At 47.8% G+C, this 15,868-nt stretch carries 10 protein-coding genes; 4 read left to right on the top strand and 6 right to left on the bottom strand.

Annotation, left to right across the window (positions count from 1 at the left end):
- Positions 1–96 precede the first annotated feature (96 nt).
- Complete coding sequence (locus QMG91_RS12765; RefSeq protein ID WP_409351265.1) at positions 97–1,101, top strand: LacI family DNA-binding transcriptional regulator; 1,005 nt, start codon at positions 97–99, stop codon at positions 1,099–1,101.
- Between the two features lie 14 nt (positions 1,102–1,115).
- Here QMG91_RS12765 and QMG91_RS12760 read toward each other — a convergent pair whose 3' ends face one another.
- The 6 genes from QMG91_RS12760 to QMG91_RS12735 form a co-directional block, all read right to left on the bottom strand.
- Positions 1,116–1,907 (bottom strand): ThuA domain-containing protein, encoded by a 792-nt coding sequence (locus QMG91_RS12760; protein WP_281826888.1) that lies wholly within the window; start codon positions 1,905–1,907, stop codon positions 1,116–1,118.
- 9 nt (positions 1,908–1,916) lie between these two features.
- A complete protein-coding gene (locus QMG91_RS12755; RefSeq protein WP_281826886.1) occupies positions 1,917–2,918 on the bottom strand; it encodes an ABC transporter ATP-binding protein in 1,002 nt (333 codons plus the stop codon).
- Positions 2,919–2,935: 17 nt separating this feature from the next.
- Entirely contained in the window at positions 2,936–3,967 is a 1,032-nt protein-coding gene (locus tag QMG91_RS12750) for an NAD(P)-dependent oxidoreductase (protein WP_281826884.1), read from the bottom strand.
- Positions 3,968–3,977: 10 nt separating this feature from the next.
- The gene (locus QMG91_RS12745; RefSeq protein WP_004399400.1) at positions 3,978–4,790 is read right to left on the bottom strand and encodes a carbohydrate ABC transporter permease; all 813 of its coding nucleotides are present in this window, start codon (positions 4,788–4,790) and stop codon (positions 3,978–3,980) included.
- Position 4,791: 1 nt separating this feature from the next.
- Complete coding sequence (locus QMG91_RS12740; protein WP_022550018.1) at positions 4,792–5,682, bottom strand: carbohydrate ABC transporter permease; 891 nt, start codon at positions 5,680–5,682, stop codon at positions 4,792–4,794.
- Between the two features lie 62 nt (positions 5,683–5,744).
- Positions 5,745–7,055: an ABC transporter substrate-binding protein gene (locus QMG91_RS12735; RefSeq protein ID WP_022550019.1), complete on the bottom strand. Its 1,311-nt coding sequence runs from the start codon at positions 7,053–7,055 to the stop codon at positions 5,745–5,747.
- Between the two features lie 443 nt (positions 7,056–7,498).
- On the opposite strand from QMG91_RS12735, the gene QMG91_RS12730 reads away from it, so the two are divergent.
- From QMG91_RS12730 to QMG91_RS12720, 3 genes are all read left to right on the top strand, one after another.
- Positions 7,499–8,644 (top strand): 4-phosphoerythronate dehydrogenase, encoded by a 1,146-nt coding sequence (locus QMG91_RS12730; RefSeq protein ID WP_281826880.1) that lies wholly within the window; start codon positions 7,499–7,501, stop codon positions 8,642–8,644.
- Complete coding sequence (locus QMG91_RS12725; protein ID WP_004399419.1) at positions 8,628–9,641, top strand: aspartate-semialdehyde dehydrogenase; 1,014 nt, start codon at positions 8,628–8,630, stop codon at positions 9,639–9,641. The genes QMG91_RS12730 and QMG91_RS12725 overlap by 17 nt, the downstream gene beginning before the upstream one ends.
- 208 nt (positions 9,642–9,849) lie before the next feature.
- Complete coding sequence (locus QMG91_RS12720; RefSeq protein ID WP_281870039.1) at positions 9,850–15,801, top strand: FimV/HubP family polar landmark protein; 5,952 nt, start codon at positions 9,850–9,852, stop codon at positions 15,799–15,801.
- Positions 15,802–15,868 lie beyond the last annotated feature (67 nt).

The following is a 15,868-nucleotide window of genomic DNA, read 5'->3' as shown; positions in this document are numbered from 1 at the left end:
AATGATAGTAAACTCAATATAATGTTAACCAATTGTTTTCTGGTGTAGGAAAGTTTGAGTTCTCCACTTAAACCCCGAACAAATCAAAGTCGTGGGATACCAACAGTAAAAGATGTTGCCAGAGTTGCGGGTTGTTCAACCGCAACGGTCTCACGTGCTTTGACCAATCCAGATATGGTTTCTGAAAAAACACGCAAAAAAGTGCTGCATGCCGTTGATGTAACAGGGTATTCCCTTAACGTCGCAGCGCGCTCTTTGCGGCGAAGTATCACTAACACCATTGTGGTGGTGGTGCCTGACATATCCAACCCTTACTTCTCCCAGGTGATTTCCGGCATTGAAGGCGTTGCCCACAAGGCGGGTAAAAAGGTGCTACTAGGGGATGCGGGTCACGAACCCGAACGAGTGCAATCCTATTTTGACTTGCTTCCGACCAATCAGGCTGACGGCATTATCCTTTTGACTGCGGAAGTCTCTAAACGTCTGCTGCATGGAAAAACACACGGCAGTGGATTCCCGCTAGTCATGGCTTGTGAGTATTTTCAGGGAATGCAGTTACCGACGGTGTCCATAGACAACCAACAAGCGGCTGAAAAAGCGATGGTCTATCTGTTGAGTTTGGGTCATAAGAAGTTTGGTGTGATTCAGGGACCTATGAGCAACCCGATATGCATTGATCGCCATCAGGGCTATCTCAGCTCTCTGGAACAGGCGGCAATACCTTCCAACCCAAAATGGGTGCTGGAAGGGGATTTCAGTTTTGGTTCAGGCTATTCTCTTGGCAGAACCTTGTTGAGTGGAGCAGATAAACCAACCGCCATTTTTTGCCATAACGATGAAATGGCTATCGGAGTTATGAAAGTCGCGAGAGAGCTTGGTATTCGCGTTCCAGAAGACCTTTCCGTCATGGGGTTCGATGACATTCCATTTGCCGAATACTGTGAACCCGGGCTGACAACCATTCATCAACCGAGAGCAGAAATTGGGGAAGCAGCCATGAAGCTGCTGATGGATCTGATTGAAGGTAAGGAAGCGGTAGGGCATTACTACTTGAATGCGAATCTTATCGTTCGTAATTCTACCGCTGTTGCTAAATTCTAAATCTTAACCGGAAATTATTTAAATCCGGCTTCCCCTTCTTTATGCAGTTTAGGACCTTGTTCTTGAATCGGTTCCAATGCGTTCTGTACTTCCGTATTTGGTGCATCCAGAACATCATCATCTGTTAACTTAGGCTGATGGGAATCCGCCCAAAGCACCGCGTTTTGCAAAATTTTAGTGACGTTCATATCGTAGAATGTCGGGTAAGTTTCATGACCAGGGCGGAAATAGAAAATGTTGCCTGCACCCCTTCGGTAAGTCACGCCAGAGCGAAATACCTCCCCGCCCTGAAACCAACTGATGAGCACGGTTTCAAGAGGCTCTGGGATCCCAAAAGGTTCGCCGTACATTTCCTCATTCGCCAGTTCGAAATATTTAGGCATCCCCTGCACAATTGGATGCTGGGGGGCGGTGATCCACAAACGCTCCTTTTCACCTGCCTCACGCCAGCTCAGATTGCATGAAGTGCCCAATAACCTTTTAAATACCTTGGAAAAATGAGAGGAATGCAAAGCGATGAATCCCATGCCTTTCCAGACTGCCTGAACGACACGTTCCACAACCTCATCGCTGACTTCTCCATGCGCTGCATGTCCCCACCAAATCAACACGTCTGTTTGTGCTAGACGTTCTTCAGTCAGCCCATGTTGGTCTTCCTGCAACGTAGCGGTCGTTGCTTCAATTGACGGATGCTGGTTTAACGCATTCGCGATGCAGCCATGAATGCCTTCCGGGTAAACGTCAGCCACAACAGGGCTTTCCTGTTCGTGAATGAATTCAGACCAAACCAAAACTTTTGTTGTCATAATCTTTCCTTACTTTGTGGGGTTTCCATCTGAATCAAACTTGTGAACGTGTTCGACTTCTGGGGAGAGGTACACCGTTTGTCCTAGCTGAAAGTCTTGTTGCCCTGCCAGATTAACGGCGACAGAGCCCAGCTTTTCAGATTTGGTGTAAACCATAGTGTTTAAGCCCAGCCTTTCAATGAGTGTTATCGTAGATGGCCAGGTGCCACTTTGTTCAGACAATTCAAGATGCTCTGGGCGAATTCCCAATGTATGACAGCCAAACTCTTCTGCGATTTGCCCTTCAATAAAGTTCATTTTCGGGGAGCCGATAAAGCCTGCGACAAACTTTGACGCCGGGTTGTTGTACAGCTCCATAGGTGTGCCTACCTGCTCAATGTACCCCTGATTCAACACAACAATGCGATCAGCCATGGTCATTGCTTCCGTCTGATCGTGGGTAACATAGATGGTGGTGGTCTTTAGTTTTTGATGAAGCTCGCTAATTTCGATTCGGGTATCCGTTCTAAGCGCAGCATCAAGGTTAGAAAGAGGCTCATCCAGCAAAAACACATTGGGATTACGAACAATTGCTCTACCAATGGCTACTCGCTGGCGTTGACCCCCGGATAGTTGCGAAGGTTTTCGGTCTAAAAGTGCGGTGAGTTTTAGTGACTGCGCTGCCTCATACACTTTTTCCTTAATTTGCTTTTTAGGGAGCTTATCGATTCGTAGCCCGAAGCCGATGTTCTCCTCAACAGTAAGCTGTGGGTAGAGTGCATAAGTTTGAAATACCATCGCGATGTTACGCTGCTTTGGTGTTTTTTGGTTGCACAATTGGTCGTCAATCCAGAGCTCGCCTTTGTCAATGTCATCAAGCCCCGAAATCAGGCGAAGTAATGTGGACTTTCCACACCCTGAAGGACCGACAAACACAATGAATTCGCCATCTGCAATATCCAGATCGATGCTGTGTAAGATGGTCTGTTTGCCATACGATTTAGAGAGTCCTTTTAAAGTCACTGAAGCCATGTAACAACACTCCTTTTTTACTGGCTTGAGGCGCTGTCTGGCGCATTAATAATATGGAATACCTGTTCAGGTGTGGCAGGCTTTAAGCGTCTGCCCGGCTTGTCTTCGAGAATATTTCTGACGTCGTGAACGATCATCTCGCCGATTGGATGACGCCCTCCTTCTACTGCGGCAGCTCTGTGAGGGGATAGAATCACGTTTTTGATCTGCCGAACATCACTGTCATCAGGCAAGGGTTCAACTGGGAAGACATCCGTTGCAAGCCGAATTCGGTTACGCTTCGCCGCCTGAACCAGAGCATCAAAGTCAACGAGATGAGCCCGGCTAATCACAAGCACTAAAGCGCCTCGAGGCAGCTTTTCGATTAACTCAGCGTTGATCATCTGATGGTTTTCATCGGTTGGTGATGCCGCCACAATCAGAACTTTGCTGTTTGAGACCAGTTCATCTAAATCGCATAAATCGACCTCAGAAGAGGAGCCTGCCTGTGCCTGCAACCAAGGGTCGTAAGCCTTAATCGAAGGGGAAAAAGGCTGCATCAGTCGGCTCAGCTCTCGGGCAATTGCACCGTAACCGATAAAACCAACAGACTGGTCATAGAGAGTAAAATCAGATCCTATGTTGTCGTCCAGCCAGTGTTCTGAACCGTTGCGGAAGTTTTCATGTTCGTTAACCAAGCCACGAGCACCGGACAGAATCATTGCCAGCGCCATTTCAGCCACCGAGTACTGAAAACCGGGTGAGCAGGAGAGCACTTCAATATTGCGATCAAAGCAGGTGTGGTAATCCAGACCCGGTCGAAATGCGCCGGAAACTTCAATGACCGCTTTCAGGTTATTCGCTTTCTTCAACTGAGCTTCAGACAGTGTCGGAAGGCTAGCCACCAGAAAATCGGCACTCTCTATATGCTTGTCGATCTCTTGTTCATCCATTGCCCAGTTAACCCCACCGATGATCGTGCACATGGACTGGAGTTCTTTATAGGCAGCGGGGCTGAACAGCTCTTCCAGCTTTCGCCAATGTTGGTCAAGAATCAGGATAGGTTTCATTGCAGTACTCCTATTTCACCGCACCTTGCGTCATGCCTCTGACAAAGTGACGCTGAAAAATGAGAAAAAGAATGACCACCGGAACCGCCATAATGACAGTTCCCGCCGACAGACCTGTTAAGTCCCGGGTTTGCAAACCCTGGAAGTTCAGAAGGCCAACCGAAAGAGTCTTCATGTTGTCGCTTGGGAGCAGCAGAAGCCTTAACAGAAGGTCATTCCAGCTCCAGATGAATTCCAGCAATAGCGTGGTCACGATGGCAGGACCGGAAATCGGCATAATGACTTTTCGGTATATGTAAAATTCCGAAGCACCATCGATTTTTGCGGCTTCGTACAAGGGTTTTGGAATCGAGACAAAGTACGAGGTAAACATAAAGACAAACACCGATACCGCCAGCGCCAAATCCGAGAGAATCACTGCCAGATGCGTATTGATAAGACCAAACTGCCTCACGGTTGAGTACAAAGGAAGAATGATGGCGGTGACTGGAATCATAAGCCCAATCACCAGCAGAATATTGATGATCATCTTCCCTCTGAATCGCATAAAAATCAGGGCGTAAGCGCTCATAGAAGCGATCACAACCATCACAATGGCATCAATGGTCGAGATAAAAATCGTGTTAAAAAAGTAACGGCTGAATTTCCCTTCGTTCCAAACGCGAGCGTAATGTTCCCAGGTGGCATCCAAAGGAGGGAACCAGGCAGGGTTAACGAGTTCTGTTTCGGGTTTAAATGACGCAAAAATGGTCATCACAAAAGGGGCACTCATCAAAATGGCGACCGTCGTCAGAAACAGGAGTAAAAAATATCTTTGGACCACGTTATTTCTCCTCCTTAGTCTGTATTTTCAGGTAAATAATGGTGGCTAAGCTGACAATGACCAGCAGAGCGACGCCAATCGCGGAGCCATAACCATAGTTGTTCTCCAGTACGCCTCGCTTGTACATATAGGTAGACAGAATTTCACTAAAGCGAATCGGTCCACCCTGAGTCGTCGCCCAGACCAGATCAAACACCTTAAAAGACTGTGTCAGAGTCAGAATGAAAACCACGGCGGTCACAGGTCGAAGTGCCGGTAGCGTGATGAATCGAAAAGACTGAAGTGGTGAGGCACCGTCAACTTTTGCTGCGTCGTAAAGGCTTTCATCAATGGATTGCAGACCAGCCAGGAAAATGATGACGCTAAGACCAATAGTCGACCACGAATGCGCTAACGCCAGTGCATAAAGCACCACGTTTGGCGTGCCGAGCCAAGGGGTGACCAGTTCGTCCAACCCGATATTGCTGAGAACGTGGTTTATCACACCCTCTGGCTGATACATCCATTTCCAGATGGTCGCGACGGCTATCGGGCTGATAACGACAGGCAAAACAATGGCGGTCTGAATGATAAGCCTTGCTTTCCAGACTCGAGCCAGCATGGCGGCAAGCAGCATTCCAATGCCTACGTTGACCACAATAATGAACGCCGACCACGCAAAGGTATTCTGGAAGGCTTCCCAAAAAATTCTGTCTTTGAACAGTTTCTCGTAGTTTGCTAAGCCCACCCACTTTTTATCCGGGCTGATCCCGTTCCAGTCGTATAGCGAATACTCCAGAACAGAGAAAGTGGGGTGAATAGCAAAAATCAGATAGATAGCCATGGCTGGCAGAAGAAACAGCCAAGGGATGGACTTTTGAACCACCTGCTCTTTTACTGCGTTTTGGTGCATCAATTTTTCCTGCAATTCGGGTTTGAGTTAACCCCCCTGCATCGAATGCAGGGGGATGGTGGTTACGGCTTATCCAGCCCGCCTGGCTCAAGAATTTTCCCTTCAGCTTTGGCTTCTTCCCAAGCCGCTTGCAATTCTTCAGTAAAGGCTTCAGGTGTCATTACGCCTAGTAGTAGCGCCTGCAATCCGTCATAAGTAACGGTAGTCAGGTTTGCGGGTGTAATGGTATCCAGGAAGGCAGGTACGGTTCCGTTGGTTCGGTAGGTATCTACGCTTGAGCGCAATTCATGGCTCAGAGCAGGTAGAGAGGCTTTTTCCAGCGCGTCTTCAAGAGGACCGACAGGTACGATGCCATCGTTAAGAAGCGTTACTCGACCTTCTTGTGTTGTGAACATGTGGTTTAGGAAAGCCACTGCATGCTGCTTCGATTCTGAATTGGCACGAACGTACCAGCCACTGCCAATCGACTCGGTTGGGTAGATTTTCTGACCACTTTCCATTGGAGGCATCTGGAAAATGCCAAATTCGCCAATACGCTTACCTGTTGACTTGATTCCGCCCGGAATCACCCAAGGACCTGTGTAAGTCATTGGAATACGACCCGCCCAGAAGTTATCCATCAAATCGCCGTAGTTCACCGCGATTGGGCTAGGACCAAACCAGCCGTCTTTGGACATTTTTTGCAACTTAGCACTGGCGTCAACAAAGGCTTTGTCTGTCCATTTGCCATCGGAAAACAGAACGTTATCTATCCCTTGTGGTGACGCGTATCGACCAAACATCATGGATTGCCAGTGCGAAATTGGCCACTTGTCGGCAGCGCCTAAACCGATAGGCGTTTTAAAACCAGCCTCTTTCAGAGCTTTGACCGCGCTGGCTAGTTCATCCCAGGTTTTTGGCGGGTTGATACCTACTTCTTTAAATATCGCTTTGTTGTAAAACATGGCTGTGGTTTCAACTTCACTGCCAAATGCCCACAGCTTTCCAGACTTCGACGTTTGCGATACGACGCCTTCAGGAATGTATTTTTCCCAGTTGTTTTCGTAGTAATGAGGAGTGAGGTCGGCAACTAAGCCACCGTTGATGATGGCGGCGGGCTGCCCGGGTCCCGTTCCGAAGGTAAACAGATCAGGTCCTTCACCTGAAGAAAGCGCAGGGATCAGCGCCGGGTTAAACAAGTCAGAGGGCTGAGTAACAATCTGAATCTCCGCATCCTTGTACTTTTGATTGAACGTCACAGCAATTTTGTCGTAGACCGTCACCTGTCCAGGTTCGCCACTTACCCAAACCACCACTTTATCTTTCGCAAAGCTTGGTAGGGTTGCCAAAGCACATATGGCACATGCAGTAGCTTTAAAAATAAATCGATTCATTTTTTAGTTCCTTCTATCTGTATGCATGTATGAATCAAGTAAAAACGTACTCTTTAAGGTAATTTCGTACCTAGTATCATTCTGATAAAACCAGCCAAAATGTAATGCATTACAAAAAATACACTAGATTAAAAAATGATCAATGTAAATGATTTGTTTATCAATAAAGGCAGGGTTAAAAGAAGGAACGCAAAATATTCTTAAGTAAGATGGGGTTCAATCATCTGATAATTATGGTGTTTTATACATTTTCTCTAGAGGGAGGAGCAGTGGGGGATGTTTAAAAAATGTGACGGTAATCGTTATGGTTAAAAGCCAATGTAAAGCGGTGTAAACCAGAATGATCATGCATAAAAGTGAGTGGAAGGCACGTCAGGCTTTTAACTCCGCTGAGATTGGGGCAGAATCAGTGCAACCAATTTAACCCACTCTCCCCAATTGAAATGAAAATCCTAATTGATGAAAACATGCCTTACGCTGAAAAACTTTTCAGCCAACTAGGCGACGTGGTTTTGAAACCAGGACGTACCATGACTGCCGATGATTTAGTTGATGTGGATGGTTTAATGATTCGCTCGGTCACCAAAGTGAATGCAGAGTTGATTTCTAAAGCCAACAAGTTGAAATTTGTTGGTACGGCAACCGCAGGGATGGATCATGTCGATCAGGCTCTACTGAAAGAAAAAGGCATCTTCTTCACCGCAGCACCCGGCTGTAACAAAGTGGGCGTGGCGGAATATGCGTTTAGCGTGATGATGATTCTTGGCCAGCAACAGGGTTTTTCAGTGTTTGATAAAACCGTCGGAATTATCGGTGCTGGTCAGGTGGGATCTTATCTTGCCAACTGTCTGGAAGGCATGGGCATTAAAGTATTGCTCAATGACCCGATCAAGCAGGCAGAAGGCGACAGCCGCCAATTTACAGAGCTAGACACGCTACTAGAGCAGTCTGACATTATTACGCTGCACACCCCAATTACTCGTGATGGCGAGCATTCGACTCATCACATTATTAATGAAACCCGCTTGGAAGCCATGCGTGCGGATCAAATTCTGATCAACGCGGCTCGTGGACCAGTGGTTGATAATTCAGCTCTGAAAAAACGCCTACAAAAAAATGACGGCTTCATTGCCGCACTAGATGTGTTTGAGTTCGAACCGGAAGTGGACATGGAACTGTTGCCGCTTCTTGCCTTCGCGACGCCTCATGTTGCGGGTTATGGCTTAGAAGGCAAAGCGCGTGGCACAACCATGATTTTCAACTCATTCTGTGAGTTCTTAGGGCGTGAAGATCGGGTGTATGCATCTGAGTTACTGCCAATCGCTCCGGTCCCGCGTGTGCAACTGGATCGCGCTTGGGATAACGCAACACTGCACAATCTCACACAATTGATTTATGATGTGCGCCACGATGACGCCATATTCCGTCGCAATATTGCACGCCCCGGCGCATTTGATGAAATGCGTAAAAATTACTGGGACAGACGAGAATACAGTGCCGTCACTTTAGTGGGCGATGCAAACTGCAATCTTGAGCCGCTCGCTAAACTAGGTTTTCAAATTGAGGTAACAGATGAGCCAAGAATTTAACGTTGCAATTTTAGGTGCAACCGGTGCCGTAGGTGAAACCATTCTAGAAGTTCTGCAAGAGCGAGAATTTCCAGTAGGCGAGTTGCACTTATTGGCAAGCGAACGCAGTGAAGGTAAGACGTATCGCTTCAATGGCAAAACGATTCGAGTTCAGAATGTCGAAAATTTTGACTGGTCACAGGTACACATTGCGCTCTTCTCTGCTGGTGGTGAACTGTCAGAAAAGTGGGCACCAGTTGCCGCAGATGAAGGTGTGGTTGTTATCGACAACACTTCCCAGTTCCGTTACGACTACGACGTTCCACTTGTTGTGCCAGAAGTTAACCCAGAAGCCATCGCAGAGTTTCGCAATCGTAACATCATTGCAAACCCGAACTGTTCAACCATTCAAATGCTGGTTGCACTTAAGCCTATCCACGATGCGGCGGGCATTGAGCGAATCAATGTTTCTACTTACCAATCGGTTTCCGGTGCAGGCAAGGCAGGCATTGATGAGTTAGCGGGTCAAACGGCGCATCTTCTTAACGCGAAGCCGATTGAAGAAAAAGCGTTCAGTCAGCAAATCGCGTTTAACTGTATTCCACAAATCGACAAATTTATGGACAACGGTTACACCAAAGAAGAGATGAAGATGGTGTGGGAAACCCAAAAAATCTTCAACGACTCGTCAATTATGGTCAACCCGACCTGTGTGCGAGTGCCGGTTTTCTATGGTCACGCTGAAGCGGTTCACATTGAAACACGTACCCCTATTGATGCGGATCAGGTTACTCAGCTTCTTGAGCAAACCGAAGGTGTTGAAGTTTTTCACGGTGAGGACTTCCCAACTCAGGTTCGTGATGCGGGTGGAAAAGATCATGTTTTGGTTGGGCGTATTCGCAACGACATCAGCCATCACTCGGGCGTCAATCTATGGGTGGTAGCAGACAATGTTAGAAAAGGTGCCGCTACAAACGCAGTCCAGATTGCAGAAGTGCTAATTCGTGATTATTTCTGAATAAAATTGTTTGAAAAGCCTCACTTAGTGGGGCTTTTTTTATGGCGCTATTTTGTTCAAATAATGCAAATTTGGGTAAGAATGGTACGAATATCAACTCGGACACACATTTTTTCGTGCGGGCGCTATAGTTTTACGACATTTATCCGATATATTTAGCAGATCACATTATTATTCAAGATAAGAAAGCAAGAAAGCTGAGCCTTATATGCATCATTTTTTCAAGCGTTGTTTAACGCCCTTGCTTCTGATGGTCTCGACTCAAATTCCAGTGGCTAGCGCTGACACCATCAGAGTTATTGGTTCCAACGGAGAGATTTCAGACTCCCCACGCTTTTCTGAGCAAATTCGTCAACCCGTCGCTCAGGGGCAACCGTCTTTGTTTTACGGTCCTACAAGGGGTAATGAAACACTCTGGAGCATCGCTTCTGCATTAAGACCAGCAAACAGTCTGACCGTTCAACAAACTCTGCTGGCTATTTATCGACTTAACCCTCAAGCATTTGAAGATCAGAATATTCACGGTCTTGTGCCGGGCAGTACTTTAAGAATTCCATCTCTTCAGCAAGTTCAGTCAGAATCAACAGCCGATGCCGTCCGTATCATGGCTGCGCATCAAGCACGATTAGATTCTCAGAATCAGGTTGCGACCACGCGACCCGCCGTCAGACCTCGCCCAGTTGAACCACCAAAACCTGTTGTTGAGCCAAAAGCCGACGAGCAAGTGACAGACGCGAATGCTCAGCCTAAACCAGAAATGATGCAGGAAGAGCCAAAAGCTGAAGCGAAGCCAGAGCCTAAACCTGAATCCAAACCGGAAATGAAGGATGACGGGCAGGTCGTTCGTCTTAAAGAACAGCTTGATATGTCCGAGAGTGAGCTCTCGACACTGGAAGAGAAAAACCACCAACTGCGCCTCATGCTTTCAGAAGTGCAAGGGGAAGTCGAAACGCTGAAAGAAGAACTCAGCGACGAAGACAGAATTAAAAATGAAGTAGAAAAACTGCTTGAAGCGGAGAAACTCAAGCAGCTGGAAAGCCAGCAAAACGCGCCAACGCTCATGGAGCGTATCGTTGCTAACCCTCTGCTGCTTGGAGCGCTTGCTCTGATTCCGGGTCTTCTGATTGGTCTGTTGATAGTCTTGCTTCTAAATCGCCGTAAAGAACCAGAGCCAGAAGAACAAACAGAAGAGCAGCCACAGCCAGAAATTCCGCCAGTACAGGCGAACGATGATGAAGAAATCGACGAGATTAACCTCGATGATGACTTGATTGGTGACATCGAAGAAGACGAGTTGTCCCTAGACGATGAACTCTTCGGAGATGAATCCGAAGCTGCGTTCTCTGATGAATCCGAAGAAGGTGGTGAAAAAGCGGAAGAAGTAGACGATGTCTTCGGTGATCTAAACGATGAAGATCTGGACTTTAATCTGGACGAAGACGGCGACGACCCATTCGCAAGCATCGGTGACGATGGTGAACTGGATGCCGAGATTGCGGATCTCGATACAAGTGCAAATGGCATTAGCGTCGATGCGGACGAGCAGGCACTTGGTCTGGAAGAAATGGAACGTGCTCTGGATGAAATAGAGCCAGAGATCGAAGAAGGTCCATCAGAGGAAACAGAAGAGTTCGACTTGTCAGAGGGCGATGACCTGTCAAATGACGACATTGATGCGCTGTTTGATACTGATGAACCCGCTGAAGACTTAGGCGCAGACGAGCTAGACCAGTCGACTCTCGACGATCTGTTTGCCGGTATTGATGACACGGAAACGGATGACGATCTGGATTTCGACACGCTGCTGTCAAATGAAGAAGGTGACGCAGAAGAAGGTGGTACTGACGAGAGCATTGACCTCGACGCAGGTATGGATGAAAGCGCCTTTGATGAACTGCTATCGGAGCCAGAAGACAGCAGCGATTCGGATTTGCTTGATGACATGCTCGAAGCTGGCACCGATTTAGATTCAGACAGCACTGATCTGTTGGATGATGTGATTGACGCTGATGACGGCGATATCTCATTAGATCCAGATGCGCTTCTGGAAGAAGCTCTGGAGCAAGAAAGTAGCACTCCTTCAGAAGATGATTTGTTAGATGAATTTGACTTAAGCGATGACAGCACAGATCTGTTAGACGATGTTCTGGATGAAAGTGAATCTTCGGATCCGGATGAACCTTCCTTCGACCCAGACTCAACAGACTTATTAGACAGCTTACTTGAAGAATCTGACGACAGCCCAGAGTCTCTGGATGAAAGCAACACAGATTTACTGGATGACCTGGTTGATGACGAATCCAAATCTTCCATTGACCCAGACAGTACCGACCTCCTAGACAGCGTTCTTGATGATGTAAGCGAGGACGATCTTGATCTGGATATGCCGGATTCATTGGCAGAAGACAGTACGGATTTACTTGACGATGTGCTGGAAGATTCAAAAACCGCGGTCGATCCTGAAAGTACCGATTTACTGGATGAATTGGTTGATGAGAATTCCACTGATTTAGAAGAAGACTTTGACCCAGCAGAGTTTGATTTAGGTGCGGATACTCTAGACGAATTTGAACCAGACCAAAACGCATCGCAAGACGATGGATTGGACTTTGAATTCGAATCGGAAAGTCATCTTGATGATGAGCTAGACACACCTGAACCAGAAACCGCTGAATTAGATACTGAAACTGCCGAAGATCAATCTGGTGGTGACTTTGCCCAAGAGCTTGACGATGCCTTTTCACAAGACGTAAGTGAAGAAGTGCCTGAAAGCCTTGAGGAATCCCCCGCAATTGAACCGGAAGCGGAAGAAACTCAACCAGAAGAAGAGGTTACAGAAGCGCCGGTCTCAGAAGATGCGTCAGAAGAAAGCGTAGAGACTGAAGAGCAGGAAACAACAGAGCCGGAACCCGAGATTGAGGAACCTGAAGTTTCAGATGAAGTAGATCTGGCACAAGAAGAAACTCAATCAGAACAACCAGAAGTTGGAGCATCTCAAGACGTTGAAGACACGCCTGAGGTTGATACACCTGAACTTGACCTTGATGCGCCTGAAATCGAAGAAGACGCTGAAGATGCTAAATCCGATAAAAAGTCTGACGAGTTCGCAGCGCAGCCTATTGAAGACGCTGAAACCGCTTTCTCTCTAAAAGGGCACGATGATGAACCATTAGATGTCCTGATGGGGGAGACCAGAGAAGAGTCAGAATTTACCGATGCCGAAATTGGAAACCTGGACGAAAGTGGTCTGAAATCCGATTCTGATGCGATATCCGACGAAGAAGAATCGGTAGAAGATTGGCAGGCTGAAGCCTTCTCGGGTGAAGTCACCGATGAAGAAGATGCCCCTGAGCTGCCTGAGATCGGAGAACTTCCAGAAGTAGAAGAAACCGAAAGTTTGGTCGACGCTACAGAGGAAGAAGACGAATCCGAGCTGGATAACATCGATTTAGAAGCGCCGCCTCAAGAGGAAACCGAACAGGAAGTTGCTCCGGAGCCAGAACTTTCTGTTGAGGCAGAAGATGACTTTGAAATCGACGAAGCTGAACTGGAAGCCGAGCTTCAGCCTGATTTAGATGAGTCACCACAAGAAGAAATTGAAGAGATAAGTGAAGAAGACGTTGACAACTACAGCTTCGACACACCATCTGAAGAGCCAGAGCCAGAGCCAGAGCCAGAGCCAGAGCCAGAGCCAGAGCCAGAGCCAGAGCCAGAGCCAGAGCCAGAGCCAGAGCCAGAGCCAGAGCCAGAGCCAGAGCCAGAGCCAGAGCCAGAGCCAGAGCCAGAGCCAGAGCCAGAGCCAGAATTAGTTATGCCTGAAGCTGTGCCAAATGAATTTGGCACGCCACAGGACGAAGACTGGGACTTTGAGGGTTCAGATCTAAGCGGTCTGGAAGAAGTTCAGGCAGAAGCCGACAACTCAGACGAAATGGGACTGAACGAGCTAGACCAAGAGCTAGCGGCTGACTTAGCTGAAACATCACCAGAAGTTGAAGCGCCAGTTTCAGAAGATGTTGCTTCAGAAGAGCCAGAGACCGTTGAGCTCGATGATGCCGACTTAGGCGAATTCGATGAAGCGGCTGCGTTGGATGCAATGGCAGATGAACCTGCTCCACTGGCAGAAGATCTAGAGCCAGAAGTCGAAACGCCTGTTTCGGAAGAAGCTGTTGCAGAAGAGCCTATTTTAGAAGAACCAGAGCCCATTGAACTGGACGATGCCGACCTAGGCGAGTTCGATGAAGATGCCGCCTTGGATGCAATGGCGGATGAGCCAGCACCTTTAGCAGAAGATCTAGAACCAGAAACTGAAACGCCAGTTTCGGAAGACCTTGCTACTGAAGAACCAGAGCCCATTGAACTGGACGATGCAGACCTGGGCGAGTTCGATGAAGCGGCTGCGTTGGATGCAATGGCAGATGAGCCTGCTCCATTAGCGGAAGATCTAGAACCAGAAGTTGAAGCGCCAGTTTCAGAAGAAGTTGTTCCAGAAGAGCCTGTTTTAGAAGAACCAGAGCCCATTGAACTGGACGATGCCGACCTAGGCGAATTCGATGAAGATGCCGCCTTGGATGCAATGGCAGACGAGCCAACTCCACTGGCAGAAGATCTAGAATCAGAAGTTGAAGCGCCAGTTTCTGAAGACCTTGCTACAGAAGAGCCAGAATCCGTTGAACTGGATGATGCCGACCTGGGTGAGTTCGATGAAGCCGCTGCCTTGGATGCAATGGCAGACGAGCCTGCACCTTTAGCAGGAGATTTAGAGCCAGAAGTTGAAACGCCAGTTTCAGAAGAAATGGCTTCAGAAGAGCCAGAATCCGTTGAACTGGACGATGCCGACCTAGGCGAGTTCGATGAAGATGCCGCCTTGGATGCAATGGTAGACGAGCCTGCTCCACTGGCAGAAGATCTAGAGCCAGAAGTTGAAGTACCGGTTTCTGAAGAAGTTGCTTCAGAAGAGCCAAAGTCCATTGAATTGGACGATGCCGATCTTGGCGAATTCGATGAAGCGGCCGCCTTGGATGCAATGGCAGACGAGCCAGCTCCACTGGCAGAAGATCTAGAGCCAGAAGTTGAAGCGCCGGTTTCAGAAGAAGTTGTTCCAGAAGAGCCTGTTTTAGAAGAACCAGAGCCCATTGAACTGGACGATGCCGACCTAGGCGAATTCGATGAAGCGGCAGCGTTGGATGCAATGGCAGACGAGCCAGCTCCATTAGCAGAAGATCTAGAGCCAGAAGTTGAAACGCCGGTTCCAGAAGACGTTGCTTCAGAAGAGCTCGAATCGATTGAACTGGATGATACGGACCTTGGTGAGTTCGATGAATCTGCTGCCCTAGATGCAATGGCAGACGAGCCAGCCCCTCTTGCCGAAGATTTGGTATCAGAAATTTCCGATGATGAAGAGAATGAACCAGAATCAATTCAGCTTGATGACTCTGATTTGGGTGAGTATGACGAAGCCGCTGCGCTGCAAGACGCATTCTCCTTGTCTGAAGACACGCCAACAGCGCCAGTTACAGAAGACGACCTAAGCCAGTTTGATGAGTCTGCGACCATGGCTACGTTGCTTTCTGAACCTGATGGGGGAGCAATAGGTGGGTTTGATGAGCCACTAGACAGCAAAGTAGTCGACAGCGCAGGTATGGATATCGATGCCATGCTGGAAACGGGTGAAGACTGGAACGGTTTTAACCTGACACCAGAGCAGCAGGCATCCATTTCTGAAGATGTACCAGATGAAGAGAAAGAAGTCTGGGGAGCAGCTGAAACACTTGAAGAACCTAAAGTTGATGAAGAGGACTGGGCAGATCAGCCTGATCTATCAAATGAAGGAGATGCTGATCAGAAATTCATGAGTGTCGATGAGCTGATGGCTCAGGTTGAGCGTGAAGAAGCCGAATCTGGAGACAAGCCAGACCCTGACGCGGAAGCGCTAGAGCTGGATGTCGGTCTTGATGAATTCCCAGATGTTTTAGGTAACGTAGAACCATTCGATGTAGACAGCAACAGTGAAGCGGCAGGCAAGCTCGACTTAGCTAAGATTTACGTCGAAATGAATGACACCGATGGCGCTATCAAGCTTCTTGAAGAAGCCATCGTCTACGGTGATGATGAAGTAAGAAGAGAAGCGAAGTCACTTATCGACAAGTTAAACGAAAACTAAGCTACATTGTAAAACCAGACAGGCAGCGACTCGCTGCCTGTTTTTTATTGGTCATATTGTGAGTGTT

Origin of the sequence: Vibrio nigripulchritudo, from assembly GCF_027924785.1 — a bacterium.
Classification (GTDB): Bacteria; Pseudomonadota; Gammaproteobacteria; order Enterobacterales; family Vibrionaceae; genus Vibrio; species Vibrio nigripulchritudo.
This window is presented reverse-complemented; position numbering and strand designations above follow the sequence as displayed.